A 20,439-nucleotide genomic window follows, 5' to 3' on the forward strand; every position below is an offset into this window, starting at 1 on the left:
CGCTTCGTTATTCTGTCATGCAAATCACCTATCTGCTTGCGCATCAAGGGCGCGGGACGCGATCCCGCGCTCATTTCATCCGATGGAGGAAATCGCATGCGCTATGCCATTTGCTTCACGCCATCAGCGAGCGATCCGCTCTCGCATGTGGCGGCCAGTTGGCTTGGCCGCAACGTATTTTCAGGCGATATGGTCGAGCCCCCGGCAATCCGCGGGCTCGGTATCCATGAGATCGCCTTTCATACGGCAGTGCCGCGTCGCTACGGATTCCATGGCGTGTTGAAGGCTCCTTTCCACCTCTCTTCCGAGGTGTCCGAATCGCAACTCCTGCGCGACATGATGCGGTTTTGCGGGACGCTTTCGCCTTTCCAGATTCCGCGTCTGGAAGTTGCGCGTCTCGGCACATTCTACAGCCTGTCACCGATCCGGCCCTGCGATCAGGTTCACTACGTCGCTTCGGCGATCGTTCAGGAATTCGATCGTTTCCGGGCGCCGCTGACCGAGGCGGATATCGAGCGCAGCGATCCTGATGGTCTTTCGGCGGCGCAATTTGCGAACCTGCATCGCTGGGGCAATCCTTACGTGATGGATGAGTTCCGCTTCCATATGCCGGTCACAGGTCCGGTCAACGCGGTCGACATGCCACGCATCGAGCAGGCGCTGCGATCGCTCTTCGATCCGGTGCTTGTCGAGCCGGTGACGGTCTCGAATGTCGCGCTGATGATCGAAGAAGGTGCCGGCGGGCCGTTCCGGGTCCACTCGCTGCATCCGATGGGCAAGGTGAGCGCGCGCAAGATCGCCTGAGGCGCCGAGCCTCGGGCCAAAGGTCATCTACGCACTTTTACGCCTCGACATTCCGCCAGTGGATGTTACCGTTTCACCTGTCTTTTCAGAAGGTGATTTGATGGTATCCGAGACCTATCCGCGCAATCTCGTCGGTTACGGGCGCAAGACCCCCGATCCGAAGTGGCCCGGCGAGGCGCGCGTCGCAGTGCAGTTCGTCATCAACTACGAAGAGGGCGGCGAGAGCTCTATTCTCGACGGCGATCCGGCTTCGGAAAACCTGCTGTCGGAAATCGTCGGCGCGCAGCCCTGGCCGAACCAGCGCAATCTCAACATGGAGTCGATTTATGAATATGGCTCCCGTGCCGGTTTCTGGCGGCTCTGGCGTCTTTTCACCGATCTCAAGGTGCAGGCAACCGTCTATGGCGTGACGCTTGCCATGGCCCGCAATCCGGAAGCGGTCGCCGCCATGAAGGAAGCCGGCTGGGAGATTGCCAGCCACGGCTATCGCTGGCTGGAATACAAGGATTTCCCGGAAGATCTGGAGCGTAAGCACATCCTTGAGGCTGTGCGGCTGCACACCGAGCTGGCTGGGGAGCGGCCCTATGGCATGTACCAGGGCAAGCCCTCCGACAACACGCTGCGGCTGGTGCAGGAGGAGGGCGGTTTCCTGTATTCTTCGGACTCTTATGCCGACGATCTGCCCTATTGGGTGAAGGGCATCGACGACAATCCTTTCCTCATCATCCCCTATACGCTCGATACCAACGACATGCGGTTTGCCACGCCGCAGGGCTTCAATTCCGGCGACCAGTTCTTTGCCTATCTCAAGGATGCGTTCGATACGCTCTACGAGGAGGGCAAGGAGGGCAGCCCGAAGGTGATGTCCGTCGGCCTGCATTGCCGTCTCGTCGGCCGGCCGGGGCGCATAGCCTCGCTGCGACGTTTCATCGAATATGTGCTGAAGCACGACAAGGTCTGGATTCCGCGCCGCGTCGAGATTGCGCAGCACTGGCATGCGAACCATAAGCCGGAAACGATCTGATGATCTCGCGCAACGAGTTTGTGTCCCGCTTCGGCGGCGTATTCGAGCATTCGCCGTTCATTGCCGAACGGGCCTATGACGACGGTTTTGTCAGCGAAAAGCTGACAGTGGACCGCGTGCATACGGAGCTTGTGGCCATATTCCGCGCCGCGAGCCGAGAGGAGCGTCTCGGTGTCTTGCGCGCTCATCCCGATCTTGCCGGGCGGCTGGCGATATCGGGCGAGCTGACTGAAGATAGCAAAAAGGAGCAGGCGGGCGCCGGGCTTGACCGCTTGAGCCCCGCCGAACATGCGCGCTTCACCGAACTCAATTCCGCCTATACGCAGAAATTCGGCTTTCCCTTCATCATCGCCGTGAAGGGGCTGAACAAGGATGACATCCTTGCCGCTTTCCAAAAGCGGATCGACAACAGCAGCGACGAGGAATTCGTGACTGCGGCAGCACAAGTCGAGAAGATCGCGCTGCTTCGCCTGACATCCATGCTTCCGGAGACTTGAATGACCGATACCCCAGATACCAGCCTGCCAGCCTTCGCCACCGGCGCCATCAATCTCGCCTCGGCCCGTCTCGGCGCCAAGGGACTTTCTGCCACCGACGAATTCTTCGCGCCGCTGGAGCGCATGCTGCAGGATGTGCCGGCAAGCTTCGATCCGGATCTCTACGACGATAACGGCAAGTACATGGACGGCTGGGAAAGCCGCCGCAAGCGCGTTCCCGGCCATGACTGGGCGATCGTCAAGCTTGCCATGCCGGGCCGCATCTTCGGCTTCGATGTCGATACCAGCTATTTCACCGGCAATTACCCGCCGCATTGCTCGATCGAGGCTGCCTTCGTGGAGAGCGGCGACCCGACCGATGCGACGCAGTGGAGCGAAATCCTGACGAAGTCGCCGCTCGGCTCCAGCGCGCACCACTTCTTCGAAAATGCCGACAAGCAAAAGATCTGGACGCATCTGCGCCTGCATATCTATCCGGATGGTGGCGTGGCGCGCCTGCGGGTCTATGGTTCGGCCTATTTCGACTGGTCGAAGGTCGGCGCCGGCGAGGAAGTCGATCTCGCCTATATCTTCAACGGCGCGAAGGCGCTTGCCTGGTCGGATGCGCATTACGGCCATCCCGACAAGCTGCTCGGCCCCGGACGTGGCCTCAATATGGGCGATGGATGGGAAACCAAGCGTCGCCGCGGCCCGGGCCATGACTGGGCAATCATCCGCCTCGGTCATCCCGGCACGATCAAGCGCGTCATCGTCGACACCGCCTTCTACAAGGGCAACTTCCCCGACACCTGCGAACTGTTTGGCGCCTACCTGCCTGATCTCGGCGACACGCTTTCGGAGGCCGATATCGCTGCCTCCGAAAGCTGGAAGCCGATCCTGCCTCGCAGCAAGCTGCAGATGGACCATATCCATGAATATGGCAGCGACGTCGTTGCCGATATCGGCCCGGTCACACATGTGCGCTATGCCATGCATCCGGATGGCGGAACGATGCGCCTTCGGCTTCATGGGGTGAAGGCTTGAGTTCTTTCCTCTTTCCAACGCGTCCCTTATATTCGCGGCATCAGGAGTGATGCCGCGATGAGACCGTCGGAAGTGCTGGAGAAGAACAGGCAGGCGATCCGCGAAGCGACCAAGCGCTTCAACGCGACAAACCCGCGAGTCTTCGGCTCCGTCGCCCGCGGCGAGGATCGGCCGGATAGCGATCTGGATATTCTGGTGGATGCTTTGCCGGGCGGCACATTGCTGACACTTGGCGGTTTGCAGGACGCGTTGGAGCAAATGATGCTTGGCACGCCGATCCACTTGCTGACCCCCGGCGACTTTCCCGAACCGATCCGCATCCGGGTTCTTTCCGAGGCGAAGTCCATATGAACGAAAGTCGTATCCCGTATCTTCTCGAGCGGATGCGATCCGCGGCGGCCGAGGCCAACGCAATGATCGCGGATGTCAGCAAGCAGCGGTTTCTTGAGGATATTATCCTGCAGCGCGCTGTCGGGATGAGTCTCTTGATGGCGTCGGAAACAGCTGCTCAGCTGATGAAGATTCATCCCGAATTTCCTGTCGAGCACCCGGAATTTCCATGGGGGGCGATGCGCGGTATGCGCAACCGCATCGCCGATGGTTATTTCGACATTGATCTTGAGACAGTCTGGGCCACAGCCAAGGACGATGTGCCTGATCTGCTCGACAGGCTCGATCTTGTCCGCAACTGGCGTGCGCAGGGCGAATAGTAGGCAATGTCCCGATATCTCGACATACAACCTCTCACAAAGTCCGCCTTCGCGCCGTTCGGCGAGGTGATCGAAGCCGATCCGGCAAACATGCGCTCTATCAACGGCGGCAATACCGAGCGCTTCCATGCGCTTGCGGCACCCGAAGCCGTGGGCGAGGGCGCGCGGATCATCATCAATCTCTTTCGCGGCCAGCCACGCGGCTTTCCCTATGACGTCGGCATGATGGAGCGGCATCCATTCGGCAGCCAGAGCTTCTCGCCGATATCGGGCCGTCCTTTCCTCGTCGTCGTCTCCGAAGATGAGGACGGGCGCCCGGGGCGACCTCGGGTCTTTCTCGCCCGCGGCGATCAGGGCGTGAACTATCGGCGCAATGTCTGGCACCATCCGCTGATGGCGCTCGGCGAGCCCTCCGATTTTCTGGTTGTCGATCGTGACGGGCCTGGCAACAATCTGGAAGAATTCTTCTTCGACATCCCCTTCATCATCAAAGAGCCAGAGCTATGACCGGACTGACCACCCATGTTCTCGATACTGCTCTCGGCAAGCCGGCGCAGGGGCTGAGGATCGATCTCTTCCATATCGAGGGTGAGGTTCGCCACCATCTCAAGTCCGTCGAAACCAATGCGGATGGGCGGGTCGATGGCGGGCCGATCCTGATCGGCGAGAGCTTTCGAACCGGCACTTACGAACTGCTCTTCCATGCCGGCGATTATCTCAGGGCAAACGGCACGCCGCTGCCGCATCCGGCCTTCCTCGATCTCGTGCCGATCCGCTTCGGCATCGCGGATACCTCGGCGCATTACCATGTGCCGCTGCTGATCTCGCCCTATGGCTATTCCACCTATCGGGGCAGCTGACATGCGCTTTGCCGCGATCGCAGATATTCATGGAAACCATGCGGCTCTGGAAGCGGTGCTTGCCGACATGGCAGCACTGGGCATTACCGATATCGTCAATCTCGGCGACTGCTTCAGCGGTCCGCTGGAGGCTGGCAAGGTGGCGGACCGGCTGCTGTCACTCGCCATTCCGACCGTGCGCGGCAATCACGACAGATATCTGATCGAGCAGCGGCCGGAGGATATGCACATCTCCGACTCCGCCGCCTATGCGCAGCTCGACGCCGCGCATCTCGATTGGCTGCGGTCGCTGCCGGTCGACCTGATCTACCGGGATGAAGTCTATCTCTGCCACGCAACGCCTGAGGATGATAATCTCTACTGGCTGGATATGGCCGCTGCCGATGGCAGCGTGGTGTTCAGGCCGCAGGCAGAGATCGAAGCGCTGGCGGAAGGTATCGAAAGCCCATTGATCCTATGTGGCCACACACATATTCCGCGCATGGCGGCGCTGTCCGGCGGCCGCCTGATCGTCAATCCCGGCAGCGTCGGTTGCCCGGCCTATGATGACGACAAGCCCTATCCGCACAAGGTCGAAACCGGCCACGCGATGGCGAGTTATGCGGTGCTGGAAAAATCGGCCAGTGGATGGACGGCACAATTCCGCAATATCCGATACGACAACATGGCTATGTCGGCGTTGGCAAAGGCCAACGGTCGCCCAGAATGGGCGTCTGCGCTCGCGAGCGGTCGCGTGCGCTGAGCCTCGAGAATCTTCGTTTTTCCTCGAAGCACGAAGATGCTCTGTCTCTCTGTTTTTGCGCAATTCCCGGCGGAAAACCGCTGTGCACTTTTGCTGGAATTGCTCTATTGCCGCCCTGCGATGATCGAGGAATCGACATCCTTGATGTCGCGCTTGCCGCAGAGCGCCATGGTGATGTCCATCTCCTTGCGAATGATCTCGAGCGCCAGCGTGACGCCCTCCTTGCCCATGGCGCCGAGGCCATAGAGGAAGGGGCGGCCGATATAAGTGCCGCGTGCGCCGAGCGCGACTGCCTTCAGAACATCCTGGCCGGAGCGGATACCACCATCGATATGCACTTCGAGACGGTCGCCGACGGCATCGACGATCCGCGGCAGCATGCTGATCGTAGAAGGGGCGCCATCGAGCTGGCGACCGCCATGATTGGAGACGATGATGGCGTCGGCGCCGGTGTCGGCTGCCTGCTTCGCATCCTCGATATCGAGAATGCCCTTGATGATCAGCGGACCACCCCATTGTTCCCTAATCCAGGCGACATCTTTCCACGATAGCTGCGGGTCGAATTGTTCGTTCGCGAAGGTGGTGATCGAGGGAAGGTCGTCGAGGCCCTTGGCGTGGCCGAGGATGTTGCCGAAGTTGCGACGCTTCGTCTTCATCATCTCCATGCACCAGAAAGGGCGCGTCGCCATCTGCCAGATATGTTTCGGCGTGAATTTCGGCGGGGCGGACAGGCCGTTGCGCAGATCCTTGTGGCGCTGGCCGATGATCTGCAGGTCGGCGGTCAGTACCAGCGCTGAGCATTTGGCGGCTTTGGCGCGGTTGATGAGATCGACCACGAAACCCCTGTCGCGCATGACGTAGAGCTGGAACCAGAATGGTTTCGTCGTGGCGGAGGCGACATCCTCGATCGAGCAGATGCTCATGGTCGAGAGCGTGAAGGGTACGCCGAATTCCTCGGCGGCGCGGGCCGCCAGCATTTCACCGTCGGCATGCTGCATGCCGGTCATGCCGGTCGGAGCAAGTGCCACCGGCATCGACACGTTCTGGCCGACCATCGTCGTCTTGAGCGTGCGGTTGGTCATGTCGACCAGCACGCGCTGGCGCAGCCTGATATCCCTGAAATCGGCTTCGTTCGCGGCGTAGGTCGATTCCGTCCAGGCGCCGGAATCCGCATAGTCGAAGAACATCTTCGGCACGCGGCGCTGAGCCATTTTCTTGAGATCGGCGATGGTAAGCGGCGTGGCCATGAAGCAAACCTTCACATCTGAACGATGCTCTCGCATACCATGCTTTTTCCGCCTTTGGTATTTGATTCCAGGTCGGTTTTCGTCTCAGCCGGCAGCTTGGGAAAGCCCGCTTTTCATCGCCACGCCGGCCACATATGTTTCCGCCACGGAGCGGTCGTCGCCCATCGTCTGCAGCAGGAACAACTCCTCGGGAAGCGTCTTCACCACTTCCATCTTCAGGGCCATGGCAGGTGTCGCGGCGGCATCGAGAACGACGAGGTCGGCATCCGTGCCGGGCTCCAGCGTGCCGATCCTGTCGGCCAGCGAGAGTGCCTCGGCATTGCCGAGCGTCATGTAATAATAGCTGTCGAGCGGGTTCAGCCGTTCGCCCAGAAGCTGCTGGATCTTGTAGGCCTCGTCCATGGTCCGCAGCATGGAATAGCTGGAACCGCCGCCGATATCGGTGGCGACGCCGATACGAACAGGCTTCTCGCGGCGCGAGAGCGCCTTCAGCGGAAAGAGGCCGGAGCCTAGAAACAAGTTCGAAGTCGGGCAATGGACGGCGACCGCGCCGGTCTCGCTCATGGCGTCGGCTTCGCGCTCCGAAAGATGGATGGCGTGGCCGAAGAGGCTCTTCGGTCCGAGCAGGCCATAGCGGGCGTAGATATCGGTGTAGTCGATCGCCTCCGGATAGAGCTCGCAGGTGAATTTGATCTCGTCGTGATTTTCCGACAGATGCGTCTGGATGTGCAGGTCGGGGAATTCGCGGGCGAGTGCTGCCGTTGCCTCCATTTGGGCGGGCGTCGAGGTGATCGCAAAGCGCGGCGTGATGGCGACGTGGTTGCGGCCCTTGCCATGCCAGTCGGCAATCACCTGCCGGGTCTCGTCGTAGCCCATCTCAGGCGTGTCGAGCAGCCCCTGCGGTGCGTTGCGGTCCATCATCACCTTGCCGCCGACCATGCGCATGTTGCGGCGCAGAGCTTCTGCGAAATAGGCATCGGCAGATGTCTTATGAACGGAGCAATAGGCAACCGCCGTCGTCGTGCCATGGCGGATCAGCTCGTCGTAGAAATGCGTGGCTATCCTCTGCGCATGGGCGCTTTCGACGAAGCGGCACTCCTCCGGGAAGGTGTAAGTGTTCAGCCATTCCAGAAGGTTTGCGGCATAGGAGGCAATGACCTGCATCTGCGGGAAATGCAGATGCGTGTCGATCAGGCCCGGCATGATGAGATGCGGGCGATGATCGATTTCGCTGACGTCTTCGGGCGCCTTCGCCTTGATGTCGTCATAGGCGCCGACAGCTGCGATGATGCCATCCTCGATCAGCAGACCGCCATCCGTCTCATAAATATAGCTCTCGCTATCGGCGAGGCTGAGCGGGGCGCGGCGGAAGGAGAGCAGACGCCCGCGCAGGAGTGTTGTGGTCATTCTCGTTTGCCTTCGACTGCGCTTTCGAACCAGGCGACGAGCAGCTTGCGCTCGTCGGGGGTGATGTCGGTCACGTTGCCCGGCGGCATGGCATGGCTGCGGCCGGCCTGTATATAGATTTCCCGCGCATGCGCGGCAATTTCCGCGTCATTTTCCAGAGCGACGCCTTTCGGTGGCCGGGCGATGCCTTCATAGACCGGCTCTGCGGCATGGCACATGGAACAGCGTGTGGAGACGAGCTGCTTCACGGCGGGAAAATGCGGATCGCCGGCAAACTGCTGGAAGGCGGGAGCGACCGACGCGTTTTCATCTTCGCCCGTCAGCAACTTGGGCACGGTCGATAGCCACATGATGAGGATGAAGAGCACGACGGTGACGATCCAGGTCCAGGTCGGTCGTCCCTTGCGGGCATGAGTGGTGTTGAACCAGTGGCGGATCGTGACGCCCATCAGGAAGACCAATGCGGCGATCACCCAGTTGAAGGCGGTGCCGAAAGCCAGCGGATAGTGGTTCGACAGCATGAAGAAGATGACGGGCAGCGTCAGGTAGTTGTTATGGAGAGAGCGCTGCTTGGCCATGTAGCCATATTTGGCGTCCGGCGTTCGGCCGGCGATCAGGTCGGCGACGACGATCTTCTGGTTGGGAATGATGATCATGAAGACGTTGGCCGACATGATGGTGGCGGTGAAGGCGCCGAGATGCAGGAAGGCGGCGCGGCCGGTGAAGACTTGCGTGTAACCCCAGCCCATGAAAACCAGCACGACATAGAGGACTGCCATCAGGCCCCAGGTGTTCCTGCCGAGCGGCGATTTGCAGAGCAGGTCGTAGATGATCCAGCCGCCGGCCAGTGATGCAAGCGAGATCAGGATCGCCACCGGTCTGCTGATATCGAGCACATGGCGGTCGATCAGGAAGAGGTCGGCGCCGCCATAATAGACGATGCAGAGCATCAGGAAGCCGGAGAGCCAGGTGAAATAGCTCTCGTACTTGAACCAGGTCAGATGTTCCGGCATCTGCGCCGGCGCCACCAGATATTTCTGGATATGGTAGAAGCCGCCGCCATGGACCTGCCATTCCTCGCCGTGAACACCGGCGGGCAGATGCGGCCGCTTCACCAGCCCCAGGTCGAGCGCGATGAAATAGAAGGACGATCCGATCCAGGCGATCGCGGTGATGACATGGAACCAGCGCGCCGCAAAGGCCAGCCACTCCCAGGCTATTGCATATTCATACATTCAGTTCCCCTGTTCTTCTTCCCGACTCGTGAGATTGCGAGAAATTCAAGCGCGAGGAAAGGGGGCACGTGGGGTTTCTTGCCGCAGTGGAGATCGCAGGAAGAGCTTGCCGGGTGCGGCATTTGTGCTAAGGCATCGCCGACGACGCTAATAAGGAGCCGCTGAAACATGCAGATCGAAGTCCCTTGCCCGAAGTGCCGCAACACGCGCATGAAATTTCCGCGCCCGCAGCCGATCGACAGCGACATCATCACCTGCTTCAACTGCAATTTCGAACTCGGCACCTATGGCTCGATCAAGACCAAGATGGTGGCGATGCTGAACCGCGTTGCGGCTGCCGAGGAGCAGCAGAAGAAGCACTAATTCACGGTTTAAGCCGGTGCAGTCGTGCCGGCCGCGGCAAGGGGCCGTGCACCGATGTCGGTAAGCCGAGCCCGGTTCCTGAGAAGGCGGTAGCCGAGGCGCGGCAGCGTCATGATCCATTCCTGGCCATCCGGCTGTTGTCCGAGTGCCTCGCGCAGATGGGTGATCTGTACAGAAAGATTACCCTCCTCGACCATCAGCCCGGGCCAGCCCGCCTCAATTAAGGTGTCTTTTCCAACCTGGCGACCGTCGGGTATCAAGCAGCGCCTTGAGCAGTGAAATCGCGCGCTGGCCGAGCGCAACTGGCTGGCCATCCCGCAGCAAGCCGCTGCCGGGGTCGAGCATGAAACCGCCGAAAGCATATCACTGCTCTTCCGTCGCAGTGCTTATATCCGCGCAATTTGAGGTGGCAATCTGGTTGTACGCTGTGCTGTGGAGCGGACGTCTCATTTGCACGCCTTAAAAAATGGCGGATTTCTGCGACATTTTATCCACCGCTAATGCTCCAAAGTGGAGCAAACGATTCCTTGAAATGTGAAGATCGGGTTACAGTTTTGAAATACAGGCCGCCGGGATGAGGTGGAAACCGCATGACACTGGCGGCGCATTCATCGACGGAGAAGATGCCCATGCGCAGCATTCTGACATGCGTGATGATTGCCTATGCGTCGTTCGCGACAGCCCACGACGCCGCTACGGGTTGGAGTTACGACCCCTACTGTTGCAATGGAAATGCCGAAAACGGCGATTGCCAGATGATCCCGTCCAAGACCGTGGCCATCACGCCGGATGGCTATCGCGTGACGCTGAGACCCGGCGATCACCGGCTGGTAACGCGAAGCCATGTCTTCCTGCTGCCGATGACCAGGGCGATGCATTCAGGCGATAGCGACTACCATATCTGCCTGTTCCCGAACGAAGATACGCCGCGATGTTTCTATGCGCCCGATATGGGCTACTGAGAGGATTTAAGCCCCGCCATTTTGCGTGACATGTTCAGTCCTGCTCCACATCGAATTTCTGCAGCAGCCATTTCCGGAAATTTTTGATTTTCGGCACGTTCCGCCTGTTTTCAGGATAGCCGAGCCAATAGTCGCGCCCGTCATTGCCGGTCAGTTCAAAGGGCTGATAAAGCCTGCCGGCGGCGACATCGTCCTGGAAATGGCCGGGATTGAGCATGGCGACCCCGCCGCCGGCAATGGCGATGCTGGCATCGAGGATCTGGGTGCCGAATTCGCTTTTCGGATAGCGGGAGAGATCGGCGTCCTTGACTCCGGCCGCCGTGAACCATTCTGCCCACCAGGAATCGCCGGCGCTGATCAGGAAAAGCTTCAGCAGGTCTGCCGGCTCGTGGATGCCACCGATTTCGGCCGCGAGCTTGGGGCTCAGCATGGGGGAGTAATCAAGTCTCATCAGCCGATGACTGATCAGGCCCGGCCAATCGCCGCGACCCCAACGGATCGCCACGTCGGCGGCCTCTTTCTGGAAATCGACGATTGTGCCCGATGTGATCAGCCTCACCGCAATATCAGGATATTGCAGCTGGAACGCGCCGATGTAGCGCGAGAGCCATTGCTGGGCAAAGGTCGCCGTCGAATGGATCGTCAGCGTTTCCCCGGTCGCCTTGCGCATCGAGGCCATGGCTTCGATCAGAATGTTGAATGCTTCGGAGACCCTGGGCGCGAGATGTTTGCCTGCTTCCGTCAACTCGATCTGGCGGGGCAAGCGCAGGAAGAGCGGCTCGCCGATATTCTCCTCCAGAAGCTTGATCTGATAGCTGACCGCCGTCTGCGTCATGCCGAGCTCGTCGCCGGCTTTGGTGAAACTGCTGAGCCGAGCCACGGCTTCGAAGACGCGCAGCGCATTCAGCGGGAACTGCTTCGACAGCTTCATGGATAAGTTCTCTTTATGGATGCAGACGGTTGTTCGATTGGAATTGCAGCATTTTTCCCGGCAAACTGCAATCATCTCATCAAACCATCAAGGTGATGTCATGGATTGCCAAACTATCGAAGAGCGTTCTCCCACAAGAGAAGGATTGCTCACCATCACGATCCGCCGGCTGGCCCGGGGGATCGGCAGCCGGATGCCGCAGCTGGATATGGATGTCACACCCGATCGCATCAAGCGTGATCTCGGCTTCCTGGACGGACGCGATCCGCGTTACGAGGATGACCGGTTGCGATAGGCGGCAAGTGCGGTCAAGATTTCGGCTGCAGTCATGGCAGCGATCACCTCGGGGCGTTTGTCCTTCACCGCCGATCCGCCGATCGGCAAAGTAAGGCGATCGAGCCAGGAGCGTTCGCCGCCTGCCTCACGGGAAAGCCAGCTTGCAAAGGTTGCGCGTTTGGTCGCCGAGCCGATCATGCCGATGTAGGCCAGATCGGTGCGGGCGAGCGCTTCATGAGCGATCAGGAAATCCAGCGCATGGTCGTGGGTGAGGATGACGAGTGCCGCACCAGCAGGAATATCTTTCACCAATGCCTCGGGCATCGGCACCAACAGGCATTTTGTCCGAGCTGGAAGATTGGCAAGCTCATCCTGCCGGGTCTCGATGACGGTGACCGAAAGCGGCAGCGGGGCGAGTGCGGTGGCAAGGGCGCGGCCGACATGCCCGGCGCCGAAGACGTAGACCTCGGGCAGGCGTTCTGCCTCGTCTTCCTGCTTCTTCTCCAATTCGCCTCTGACCGCATCTGTCACATGCCGAAAGCGCAGTTGCGTGCGGCCGCCGCAGCATTGGCCGATTTCCGGTCCGAGCGGAATATCCATCATGTCAGTGCCGCCGGTGCCCGCCAGCAATTCGCGGGCATTGCCGATGGCGATGAATTCAAAGTGACCGCCGCCGATCGTGCCCCACATGCTGCCAGCCGCGACCAGCATGAAGGTGCCGGCCTCGCGCGGCGTCGAGCCCTGTGTATCGGTGATTTCGACGAGGATCGCTTCGGGCTGCAGGACCAGAAAGGCGCGGAAGTCGCTGCCGGGCACAAAACCGGAAAGGATCTCGCGCCGCGTCATGGCTACACCCTCTTCATCCTCTCGACAGCCATCAGCACACGTTCGGGCGTTGCGGGCGCATCGAGATGGGGACAGACGCGGTAGTTCGCGACACTGGCAACGGCCATGGAGAGCGCTTCGAGGACCGATATTGCCAGCATGAAGGGCGGTTCGCCGACGGCCTTGGAACGGCCGATCGTGGCTTCCGCATTCTCGGACCATTCGGCGAGTTGCACATTGAAAATCTTCGGGCGGTCGGAAGCGAGCGGGATCTTGTAGGTGGAGGGCGCGTGCGTGCGCAGGCGGCCCTTGTCGTCCCACCACAGTTCTTCGGTCGTCAGCCAGCCCATGCCCTGAACGAAGGCGCCCTCGACCTGGCCTATGTCGATTGCCGGGTTCAGCGAACGGCCGACATCATGGAGGATATCGGTGCGGTCGATCAGATACTCGCCGGTCAGTGTGTCGATCGAGACTTCGGTGCAGGCGGCGCCATAGGCAAAATAGTAGAAGGGCGTGCCGCGGCCGGCCTTGCGGTCCCAGTGGATCTTCGGCGTCTTGTAGAAGCCGGCAGCGGAAAGCTGCACGCGGGCGAAATAGGCCTGCTTGATGAAATCGGGGAAGGGGATTTCGATCTCGCCGACCCGCACGCGGTTCGGCAGGAAGGTGATCTCCGAGACCGGAACCTCCCATTTCTCGGCCGCGAAGGCGACCAGTCGTTCCTTGAGCTGGCGCGCCGCGTCATAGGCGGCCATGCCGTTCAGGTCCGAGCCGGAAGACGCGGCCGTGGCCGACGTGTTCGGCACTTTGGCTGTCGTGGTCGCCGTGATCTTCACCCTGTCGATATCGACCTGGAAGCTGTCGGCCAGGACCTGCGCCACCTTGGTATAGAGGCCCTGGCCCATCTCGGTGCCGCCATGGTTCAGGTGGATCGAGCCGTCCTGATAGATATGGACGAGCGCGCCGGCCTGGTTGAAGGCGGTCATGGTGAAGGAAATGCCGAACTTGACCGGCGTCAGCGCGATGCCCTTGCGGATGTAGCGGCTGTCTCGATTGAAGGCGACGATGGCATTGCGCCGGACGCGGTAGTCGGCGCTGTCCTCCAGCTCCTCGACCACACGGGCGATGATGTTATCCTCGACTTCCTGATGATAAGGCGTCGTCGTGCGTCCCGAGCCCGGCTGACCGTAGAAATTCAGCTTGCGGATATCGAGCGGATCCTTGCCAACGGCATAGGCGATCTCCTCGATGAAGCGTTCGGCGCCGAGCATGCCCTGCGGGCCGCCGAAACCGCGGAAGGCGGTGTTGGAGACCGTATGCGTCTTCAGCGGCTGAGAGACCAGGTGCACATGCGGATAGAAATAGCTGGAATCGGCATGGAAGAGCGCGCGGTCGGTGACCGGGCCCGACAGATCCGAGGAGAAACCGCAGCGGGCCGAATAGGTGGCGTCGACCGCATGAATGCGGCCCTCGTCATCGAAGCCGAGTTCATAGTCGACACGAAAATCGTGGCGCTTGCCGGTGGCGCTCATATCCTCGTCGCGGTCGGGGCGGAACTTGATGGCGCGTTTCAGCTTCTTGGCGGCGACTGCGGCAAGGGCTGCGAACTGGTTGCCCTGTGTTTCCTTGCCGCCGAAGCCGCCGCCCATGCGGCGCACGTTCACAGTCACGGCATTCGATGGAATGTTCAGAACATGGCCGACGATATGCTGGATTTCGCTTGGATGCTGGGTCGAAGACCAGACGGTGACCTCATCGTCCTCGCCTGGGATCGCCATGGCGATATGGCTTTCGAGGTAGAAATGTTCCTGGCCGCCGATGCGCATGCGGCCTTTCAGCCGGCGCGGGGCGTTTGCCATTTCTGTTTCGGGCTCACCCCGCTTCAGCGTCATTGGCGTGATGACGAGCGGGCTGCCGTTCTCGATGGCGCCGTCGATATCGCTCCAGTGCGGCAGATCGCGATATTCGATCGTCGCCTTGCGGGCGGCGCGGCGGGCGATCTCGCGGGTTTCGGCAATCACCGCAAAGATCGGCTGGCCGTGGAATTGCACCAGGGTTTCGGCAAGCAGTGGTTCGTCATGGCTACCGTTCGAGCTGACGTCGTTGACACCCGGAATGTCCTTGCCGGTGAAGACCCAGACGACGCCGGGATAGGCCGCGACCTCCGACAGGTCCATCGAGACGATCTCGGCATGGGCGCGGTCGGACATGCCGAGCGCGCCGTGCAAGAGATCCGAGGGTTCGGGAATATCGTCGATATAATCGGCACTTCCGGTGACATGCTTATGCGCTGAATCATGACGCAGCGAGACATGCATCTGGCCGTTGATGAGCTTGCGATCCTCGAAGGTAGACTTGTCCATTAGATGCCTCCTTCAGGAGGAAATGTGGTGCCGCGTGGCCCCCTCATCCGCCCTTCGGGCACCTTCTCCCCGCTGGGGAGAAGGGGATGCCGGGTCGTGTCGTTTCCCCCTTCTCCCCTCGGGGAGAAGGTGCCCGAAGGGCGGATGAGGGGGCGGCTTGCGCCGATATGCGTCATCCTCATGATGCCACCTCCTCGAACCGCTTCAGTTCAGCGGGCGCACCGACCGTTTCGAGGTAAAACCGCGTCAGCAGGTTCTTAGCCGTCAACTGGCGATATTCAGCGGTCGCGCGCCAGTCCGTCAGCGGCTGGAAGTCGGTGTCGAAGGCCGGGCGTGCAGCCTCTATGGTTGCTTCCGTCCAGGGCTCGCCGATCAACTCGGCCTCGACGCTGCGGGCGCGCTTGGGCGTTGCCGCCATGCCACCGAGTGCAATGCGGATGTCAGTCACGCGGTCTGTCTCATCCAGCACCAGATAGAAGGCGCCGAGTACGGCGGTGATATCCTCGTCCCGGCGCTTGCTGATCTTGTAGACTGCGAATTTGGCGTCTGCGACCGGGTAGGGCACGAAGACGCTTTCGACGAATTCGCCTGGCTGGCGGTCCTGCTTGCCGTAGGCGATGAAGTAATCCTCCAGCGGGATCGTGCGGGCGCCTTCGGCCGAGCGCAGCGTCAATTGCGCGCCGAGTGCGATCAGGGGCGGCGGGCTGTCGCCGATCGGCGAGCCGTTGGCGATATTGCCGCCGATCGTGCCCATGTTGCGCACCTGATCGCCGCCGATACGGGTGATGAGGCGGGCAAAGGCGGGGATCTTCCGGGCGATGGTGTCGAGCGCGCGGGTGTAGGTGACGCCGGCGCCGATCGCGATGCCATATTCGCCCGCGGTAATCGTCTGAAGCTCCGTCAGGTGATTGATGAAGACGACGGGGTTCAGCTGACGCATCTGCTTCGTCACCCAGAGGCCGACATCGGTGGAGCCGGCAACGATGGTCGCCGTCGGCTCGGCCGCAAGCACCCGCGCAAGCGCGTCAACGGAGCGCGGCACAATGAGGCGGCCTTCTTCTGACACAATCGAGATCGTATCGGATGCCTGCATGGCCCAGAGGCGAGAGATGATTTCGGCACGGGTCTTTTCGAGTGGATCGAAGAGGGCGCTCGGTCGCTGCAGGCTCACCTGCTCGGCGGCCTTGACGATCGGCTCATAGCCTGTACAGCGACAGAGATTGCCTTGCAGCGCCTTTTCGATCTCGGCGCGGTCAGGTTTCTCGTTGGACAGCCAGAGGCCGTAAAGGGACATGATAAAGCCGGGCGTGCAGAAGCCGCATTGTGAACCGTGGCAATCGACCATGGCCTGCTGCACCGGATGCAGCGTGCCATCTCTGGCAGCCAGATGCTCGATCGTCACGACATGGGTCGCTTGCAGCGAGCCGGTGAAGCGGATGCAGGCATTGACGGATTCGTAGAAGAGCTTGCCGTCGATCAGCCGGCCGACCAGCACGGTGCAGGCGCCGCAATCGCCTTCGGCACAGCCTTCCTTGGTGCCCGTCAGCCGCCGCTTCAGCCGGAGAAAATCGAGAAGAGTCTCCGTCGGGCGGACGTTGCTCAAGGAAACGTCCTCGCCATTGAGGATGAAGCGGATGCTGTCGTTCATGATATTCCCGGTTGTTTTTCTTAAAATGGTTATGCCGCTGTCCAGCCCCCGTCAATCGAGATATGCGTGCCGGTCACCTGCCGGGCTTCCTCGCTTGCAAGGTAGAGGGCGAGCGCTCCGATCTCCTCGGCCTTGACGAATTCGTGGGTCGGCTGTGCCTTGAGGATAACCTCGGTCTTGACCTGCTCTTCGGTCATGCCGCGCGCTTTGGCGGTATCGGGGATCTGCTTTTCGACGAGCGGGGTCAGCACATAGCCGGGGCAGATGGCGTTTACCGTCACACCGAATTCGGCAAGCTCGAGTGCTGCCGTCTTCGTCAGGCCCAATATACCATGTTTTGCCGCCACATAGGCAGATTTGAAGGGCGAGGCGACCAGACCATGCGCCGAAGCGATGTTGATGATGCGGCCGGACTTTCTGGCCTTCATCAGCGGGATCGCGGCACGCATCGTATGAAAAGAGCTGGACAGATTGATCGCGATGATCTGATCCCATTTCTCGATCGGGAAATCCTCGATCTTTTCGACATGCTGGATGCCGGCATTGTTGACGAGCACATCGACCGTTCCGAAGGTCTTGCCGGCAGTCTCGATCAGATCGGCAATCTCTGATGGCTTCGTCATGTCGGCCGGGTGATAGAGTGCCTTCGCTTTCGACGATGATTCAAGGCGTTCGATTATCGCCTTGATTTCGTCGTCCTTTCCGAAACCGTTGATGACGACGTTGTCGCCCCTGGCGGCAAAGGCGGTGGCGATCGCAAGCCCGATACCGCTGGTGGAGCCGGTGACGACGACGGATCTGCTCATGCTTCTTCCTCCCTGGATGCGAGATGCTGCATTGCAGCGTCAGCGCGAGGTTATGCCCAAAGGCGGCGTGCTGGCAATCGGGAAGTGGCTGAGAGGCCAGACCGCCACTTACGCCCTTCCAAGCCAGGCGGACCTGCCCTATTGATTTGCCACGACAACAGCATGCAGCGGGAGGAATCGCATGGGTGGATATGTTCTGGCGGTCGATCAGGGAACGACCTCGACACGGGCGATCGTCTTCGACGGCGACATGAAGATCGCCGGCATGGGCCAGAAGGAATTCACGCAGATCTATCCGCGCTCCGGCTGGGTGGAGCATGATCCCGAGGAAATCTGGGATTCGGTCGTTTCCACAGTCCATATGGCGCTGCGCGAAGCCAAGGTAACGGCTGGGGATATTGCGGCACTTGGCATCACCAACCAGCGCGAGACCGTCGTCGTCTGGGAGCGCGAGACCGGCAAGCCGATCCAGAACGCCATCGTCTGGCAGGACCGGCGCACGGCAAGCTATTGCGACAATCTCAAGCGGCAGGATCTGGAGCGCACTTTCACGAAAAAGACCGGCCTTATCCTCGATCCCTATTTCTCGGGAACGAAGCTTTCCTGGATGCTTGCCAATGTGAAGGGCGCGCGGGCGAGGGCGGCGCGCGGCGATCTTTGTTTCGGCACGATCGACACGTTCCTTATCTGGCGGCTGACGGGCGGCAAGAGTTTTGTCACCGATGCGACCAATGCGTCGCGCACGCTGATGTTCAATATCTCGACCAACGAGTGGGACGAAGACCTGCTCGATATCCTGCGCGTGCCGGCCGCCATGCTGCCGGAAGTGAAGGATTGCGCCGATGATTTCGGCACGGTCGATCCCGAGCTTTTCGGCGCGGCCATCCCGATCCTCGGCGTTGCCGGCGACCAGCAGGCGGCGACGATCGGCCAGGCCTGCTTCGAGCCGGGGATGCTGAAATCGACCTATGGCACCGGCTGCTTTGCGCTTCTCAACACCGGCAGCGACATGGTGCGATCGAAGAACCGGCTGCTGACGACCATCGCCTATCGCCTTGATGGTCAGACGACCTATGCGCTTGAAGGCTCGATCTTCATTGCAGGGGCGGCTGTCCAGTGGCTGCGTGACGGGCTCGGTGTTATCGACAGGGCATCCGATACGAATGATCTGGCGGAGAAGGCCGATCCGACGCAGGAGGTCTATCTCGTGCCGGCCTTCACCGGCCTCGGCGCGCCGCATTGGGATGCCAAGGCGCGCGGCGCGATCTACGGCCTGACGCGCAATAGTGGGCCGGCGGAGCTTTCCCGTGCCGCACTTGAGGCCGTCTGCTACCAGACGCGCGACCTCCTGGAGGCGATGCAGAAGGACTGGAAGAACGGCACCGACGATACGGTGCTGCGCGTCGACGGGGGCATGGTTGCCTCTGACTGGACGATGCAACGGCTTGCGGATCTTCTGGAAGCACCTGTCGATCGCCCCGTGATCCTGGAGACGACGGCGCTTGGTGCTGCCTGGCTTGCCGGCAGCAGGGCCGGTGTCTGGCCGGATCGGCAGAAGTTTTCCGCGACCTGGAAGCGTGACCGACGCTTCGAGCCCTCGATGGACGAGAAGACCCGTGCCGCCAAGCTTAAGGGTTGGAAGAATGCGGTGAAGCGGACGCTGAGCGAGCTCTGACTCTTTGTATTTACGCAATTCCGGACGCAAAACCGCTGCAGACTTTTGCTGGAATTGCGCTAGGTCACCGGGTTCATATGAGCATATTGCTTGCGGTATTCCGCAGGTGTGACGCCCAGATGGCGCGTGAAGGCGCGGCGCAGGGTGTCGTCGTCGGCAAAGCCGCATTCGCTGGCCACCTGTTTCGGCGCATGGCCGCTTTCGAGCAACCGGCGGGCAGCCGTGATGCGACTGGATTCGACCCAGCTTGCCGGTGTCATCCCGACCTCTTCGCGGAAGAGGCGGGCGAAATGACGGGGGCTGAGTTCCATCCGGCGGGCGAGTTCCGCCACGCTATGGTCGACGGCCGGATTGGCGGCGATCCAACGCTGCACCTCCTGCAATGCCGAACGGCCCGCAGGGGCTGCTTCGCCCTTGCGGCTGAACTGCATCTGGCCGCCCGGACGCTTGAAGAACATGACGAGTTGGGCTGCCGTGCGCATCGCCACGTCACGGCCGAGATCTTCTTCGACGAGGGAGAGGGCGAGGTCCAAGCCGGCCGTAACTCCGGCCGCGGTCCTCAGTTCACCATCCGCTACGTGGATCGCATCTTCCTCCACGGCGACGGAAGGATAGGCTTCACGCAGCCTTTCCGCGACGGCCCAATGGGTCGTTACTCGTCGGCCGTCGAGCAGCCCGGCGGCCGCGAGCAGAAACGCGCCGCTGCAGACTGAGCCGTAACGCCGGGCCCTCGGTGCGGTCTTGCCGAGCCATGTCAGCAGTTTTGCATCGGGTTCGATCTCGGCCGCATTCGGGCAGCCGGCGACGAGCAGCGTATCCAGCGGACCGATCTCATCCTCGATCGTGTAGTCGGCGACCAGCCTCACGCCGGAGGAACTGCGGATATGGCCATGGGTGGTGGCGATAACGACGGGGCAATAGGCCTCCGTGCCGCTTTGAACATTAGCCTCGGCGAAGACGTCGAGCGGGCCGGAGACATCCAGAAGCTGGACGCCGGGAACGGCAAGGATGGCGATGTTCCTGGGTTTCATCTGACGGCCTCAT

Annotated in this window: 24 protein-coding genes; 14 read left to right on the plus strand and 10 right to left on the minus strand. The window is 60.9% G+C overall.

Annotated features, from left to right (window positions below):
• The first annotated feature begins 96 nt into the window (after positions 1–96).
• The 9 genes from AC1DNW_RS08970 (at position 97) to AC1DNW_RS09010 (ending at position 5,660) form a co-directional block, all read left to right on the plus strand.
• The gene (locus AC1DNW_RS08970) at positions 97–804 is read left to right on the plus strand and encodes a DUF1045 domain-containing protein (RefSeq protein ID WP_113308738.1); all 708 of its coding nucleotides are present in this window, start codon (positions 97–99) and stop codon (positions 802–804) included.
• Positions 805–904: 100 nt separating this feature from the next.
• Positions 905–1,828 (plus strand): allantoinase PuuE, encoded by a 924-nt coding sequence (gene puuE, locus AC1DNW_RS08975; RefSeq protein ID WP_477852491.1) that lies wholly within the window; start codon positions 905–907, stop codon positions 1,826–1,828.
• Positions 1,828–2,325: a 2-oxo-4-hydroxy-4-carboxy-5-ureidoimidazoline decarboxylase gene (gene uraD, locus AC1DNW_RS08980; protein WP_113297460.1), complete on the plus strand. Its 498-nt coding sequence runs from the start codon at positions 1,828–1,830 to the stop codon at positions 2,323–2,325. Before puuE ends, uraD begins: the two co-directional genes overlap by 1 nt.
• The gene (alc, locus tag AC1DNW_RS08985; protein ID WP_113297461.1) at positions 2,326–3,348 is read left to right on the plus strand and encodes an allantoicase; all 1,023 of its coding nucleotides are present in this window, start codon (positions 2,326–2,328) and stop codon (positions 3,346–3,348) included. It abuts the gene before it with no gap.
• Positions 3,349–3,405: 57 nt separating this feature from the next.
• Positions 3,406–3,699, plus strand: coding sequence for a nucleotidyltransferase family protein (locus AC1DNW_RS08990; protein WP_113308740.1), 294 nt, complete (start codon positions 3,406–3,408; stop codon positions 3,697–3,699).
• 32 nt (positions 3,700–3,731) lie between these two features.
• Positions 3,732–4,058, plus strand: a complete 327-nt coding sequence (locus AC1DNW_RS08995; RefSeq protein ID WP_477852553.1) for a HepT-like ribonuclease domain-containing protein — start codon at positions 3,732–3,734, stop codon at positions 4,056–4,058.
• Positions 4,059–4,064: 6 nt separating this feature from the next.
• A complete protein-coding gene (locus tag AC1DNW_RS09000; RefSeq protein ID WP_113308741.1) occupies positions 4,065–4,565 on the plus strand; it encodes an ureidoglycolate lyase in 501 nt (166 codons plus the stop codon).
• Positions 4,562–4,918 (plus strand): hydroxyisourate hydrolase, encoded by a 357-nt coding sequence (gene uraH, locus AC1DNW_RS09005; RefSeq protein WP_113297465.1) that lies wholly within the window; start codon positions 4,562–4,564, stop codon positions 4,916–4,918. Before AC1DNW_RS09000 ends, uraH begins: the two co-directional genes overlap by 4 nt.
• Before the next feature lies 1 nt (position 4,919).
• Entirely contained in the window at positions 4,920–5,660 is a 741-nt protein-coding gene (locus AC1DNW_RS09010; RefSeq protein ID WP_113308742.1) for a metallophosphoesterase family protein, read from the plus strand.
• 104 nt (positions 5,661–5,764) lie between these two features.
• On the opposite strand, the gene AC1DNW_RS09015 is transcribed toward AC1DNW_RS09010, so the two are convergent.
• The 3 genes from AC1DNW_RS09015 to puuD form a co-directional block, all read right to left on the minus strand.
• Entirely contained in the window at positions 5,765–6,907 is a 1,143-nt protein-coding gene (locus tag AC1DNW_RS09015; protein ID WP_113308848.1) for an alpha-hydroxy acid oxidase, read from the minus strand.
• 84 nt (positions 6,908–6,991) lie between these two features.
• Complete coding sequence (guaD, locus tag AC1DNW_RS09020) at positions 6,992–8,314, minus strand: guanine deaminase (RefSeq protein ID WP_113308743.1); 1,323 nt, start codon at positions 8,312–8,314, stop codon at positions 6,992–6,994.
• Entirely contained in the window at positions 8,311–9,549 is a 1,239-nt protein-coding gene (puuD, locus tag AC1DNW_RS09025; protein WP_113308744.1) for a urate hydroxylase PuuD, read from the minus strand. Before puuD ends, guaD begins: the two co-directional genes overlap by 4 nt.
• 168 nt (positions 9,550–9,717) lie before the next feature.
• On the opposite strand from puuD, the gene AC1DNW_RS09030 reads away from it, so the two are divergent.
• Positions 9,718–9,912, plus strand: coding sequence for a hypothetical protein (locus tag AC1DNW_RS09030; protein ID WP_113297469.1), 195 nt, complete (start codon positions 9,718–9,720; stop codon positions 9,910–9,912).
• Between the two features lie 8 nt (positions 9,913–9,920).
• On the opposite strand, the gene AC1DNW_RS09035 is transcribed toward AC1DNW_RS09030, so the two are convergent.
• Positions 9,921–10,109 (minus strand): hypothetical protein, encoded by a 189-nt coding sequence (locus AC1DNW_RS09035; protein ID WP_477852493.1) that lies wholly within the window; start codon positions 10,107–10,109, stop codon positions 9,921–9,923.
• 432 nt (positions 10,110–10,541) lie between these two features.
• Between AC1DNW_RS09035 and AC1DNW_RS09040 the strand changes: the two genes are divergently transcribed.
• Entirely contained in the window at positions 10,542–10,874 is a 333-nt protein-coding gene (locus AC1DNW_RS09040) for a hypothetical protein (protein WP_113297641.1), read from the plus strand.
• Positions 10,875–10,908: 34 nt separating this feature from the next.
• On the opposite strand, the gene AC1DNW_RS09045 is transcribed toward AC1DNW_RS09040, so the two are convergent.
• Positions 10,909–11,805: a LysR substrate-binding domain-containing protein gene (locus AC1DNW_RS09045; protein ID WP_113308745.1), complete on the minus strand. Its 897-nt coding sequence runs from the start codon at positions 11,803–11,805 to the stop codon at positions 10,909–10,911.
• Positions 11,806–11,905: 100 nt separating this feature from the next.
• On the opposite strand from AC1DNW_RS09045, the gene AC1DNW_RS09050 reads away from it, so the two are divergent.
• Positions 11,906–12,100, plus strand: coding sequence for a hypothetical protein (locus tag AC1DNW_RS09050; RefSeq protein WP_113297642.1), 195 nt, complete (start codon positions 11,906–11,908; stop codon positions 12,098–12,100).
• Here the strand turns inward: AC1DNW_RS09050 and xdhC are convergent.
• The 4 genes from xdhC to AC1DNW_RS09070 form a co-directional block, all read right to left on the minus strand.
• A complete protein-coding gene (gene xdhC, locus AC1DNW_RS09055; RefSeq protein ID WP_113308746.1) occupies positions 12,076–12,927 on the minus strand; it encodes a xanthine dehydrogenase accessory protein XdhC in 852 nt (283 codons plus the stop codon). The genes AC1DNW_RS09050 and xdhC overlap by 25 nt on opposite strands.
• A gap of 2 nt (positions 12,928–12,929) precedes the next feature.
• The gene (gene xdhB, locus AC1DNW_RS09060) at positions 12,930–15,266 is read right to left on the minus strand and encodes a xanthine dehydrogenase molybdopterin binding subunit (RefSeq protein WP_113308747.1); all 2,337 of its coding nucleotides are present in this window, start codon (positions 15,264–15,266) and stop codon (positions 12,930–12,932) included.
• Between the two features lie 178 nt (positions 15,267–15,444).
• Positions 15,445–16,914, minus strand: a complete 1,470-nt coding sequence (xdhA, locus tag AC1DNW_RS09065; RefSeq protein ID WP_113308748.1) for a xanthine dehydrogenase small subunit — start codon at positions 16,912–16,914, stop codon at positions 15,445–15,447.
• A gap of 29 nt (positions 16,915–16,943) precedes the next feature.
• Entirely contained in the window at positions 16,944–17,720 is a 777-nt protein-coding gene (locus AC1DNW_RS09070) for a 3-hydroxybutyrate dehydrogenase (protein ID WP_113297474.1), read from the minus strand.
• On the opposite strand from AC1DNW_RS09070, the gene AC1DNW_RS09075 reads away from it, so the two are divergent.
• On the plus strand, positions 17,719–17,865 hold the full coding sequence (locus AC1DNW_RS09075; protein WP_162747107.1) for a hypothetical protein: 147 nt from the start codon (positions 17,719–17,721) through the stop codon (positions 17,863–17,865). The genes AC1DNW_RS09070 and AC1DNW_RS09075 overlap by 2 nt on opposite strands.
• A 36-nt stretch (positions 17,866–17,901) precedes the next feature.
• Positions 17,902–19,395, plus strand: a complete 1,494-nt coding sequence (gene glpK / locus AC1DNW_RS09080) for a glycerol kinase GlpK (protein ID WP_113509418.1) — start codon at positions 17,902–17,904, stop codon at positions 19,393–19,395.
• 59 nt (positions 19,396–19,454) lie between these two features.
• Here glpK and AC1DNW_RS09085 read toward each other — a convergent pair whose 3' ends face one another.
• The gene (locus AC1DNW_RS09085) at positions 19,455–20,426 is read right to left on the minus strand and encodes a helix-turn-helix domain-containing protein (RefSeq protein ID WP_113308750.1); all 972 of its coding nucleotides are present in this window, start codon (positions 20,424–20,426) and stop codon (positions 19,455–19,457) included.
• Positions 20,427–20,439 lie beyond the last annotated feature (13 nt).

It is taken from the genome of Rhizobium sp. 05L429 (genome assembly GCF_056397645.1).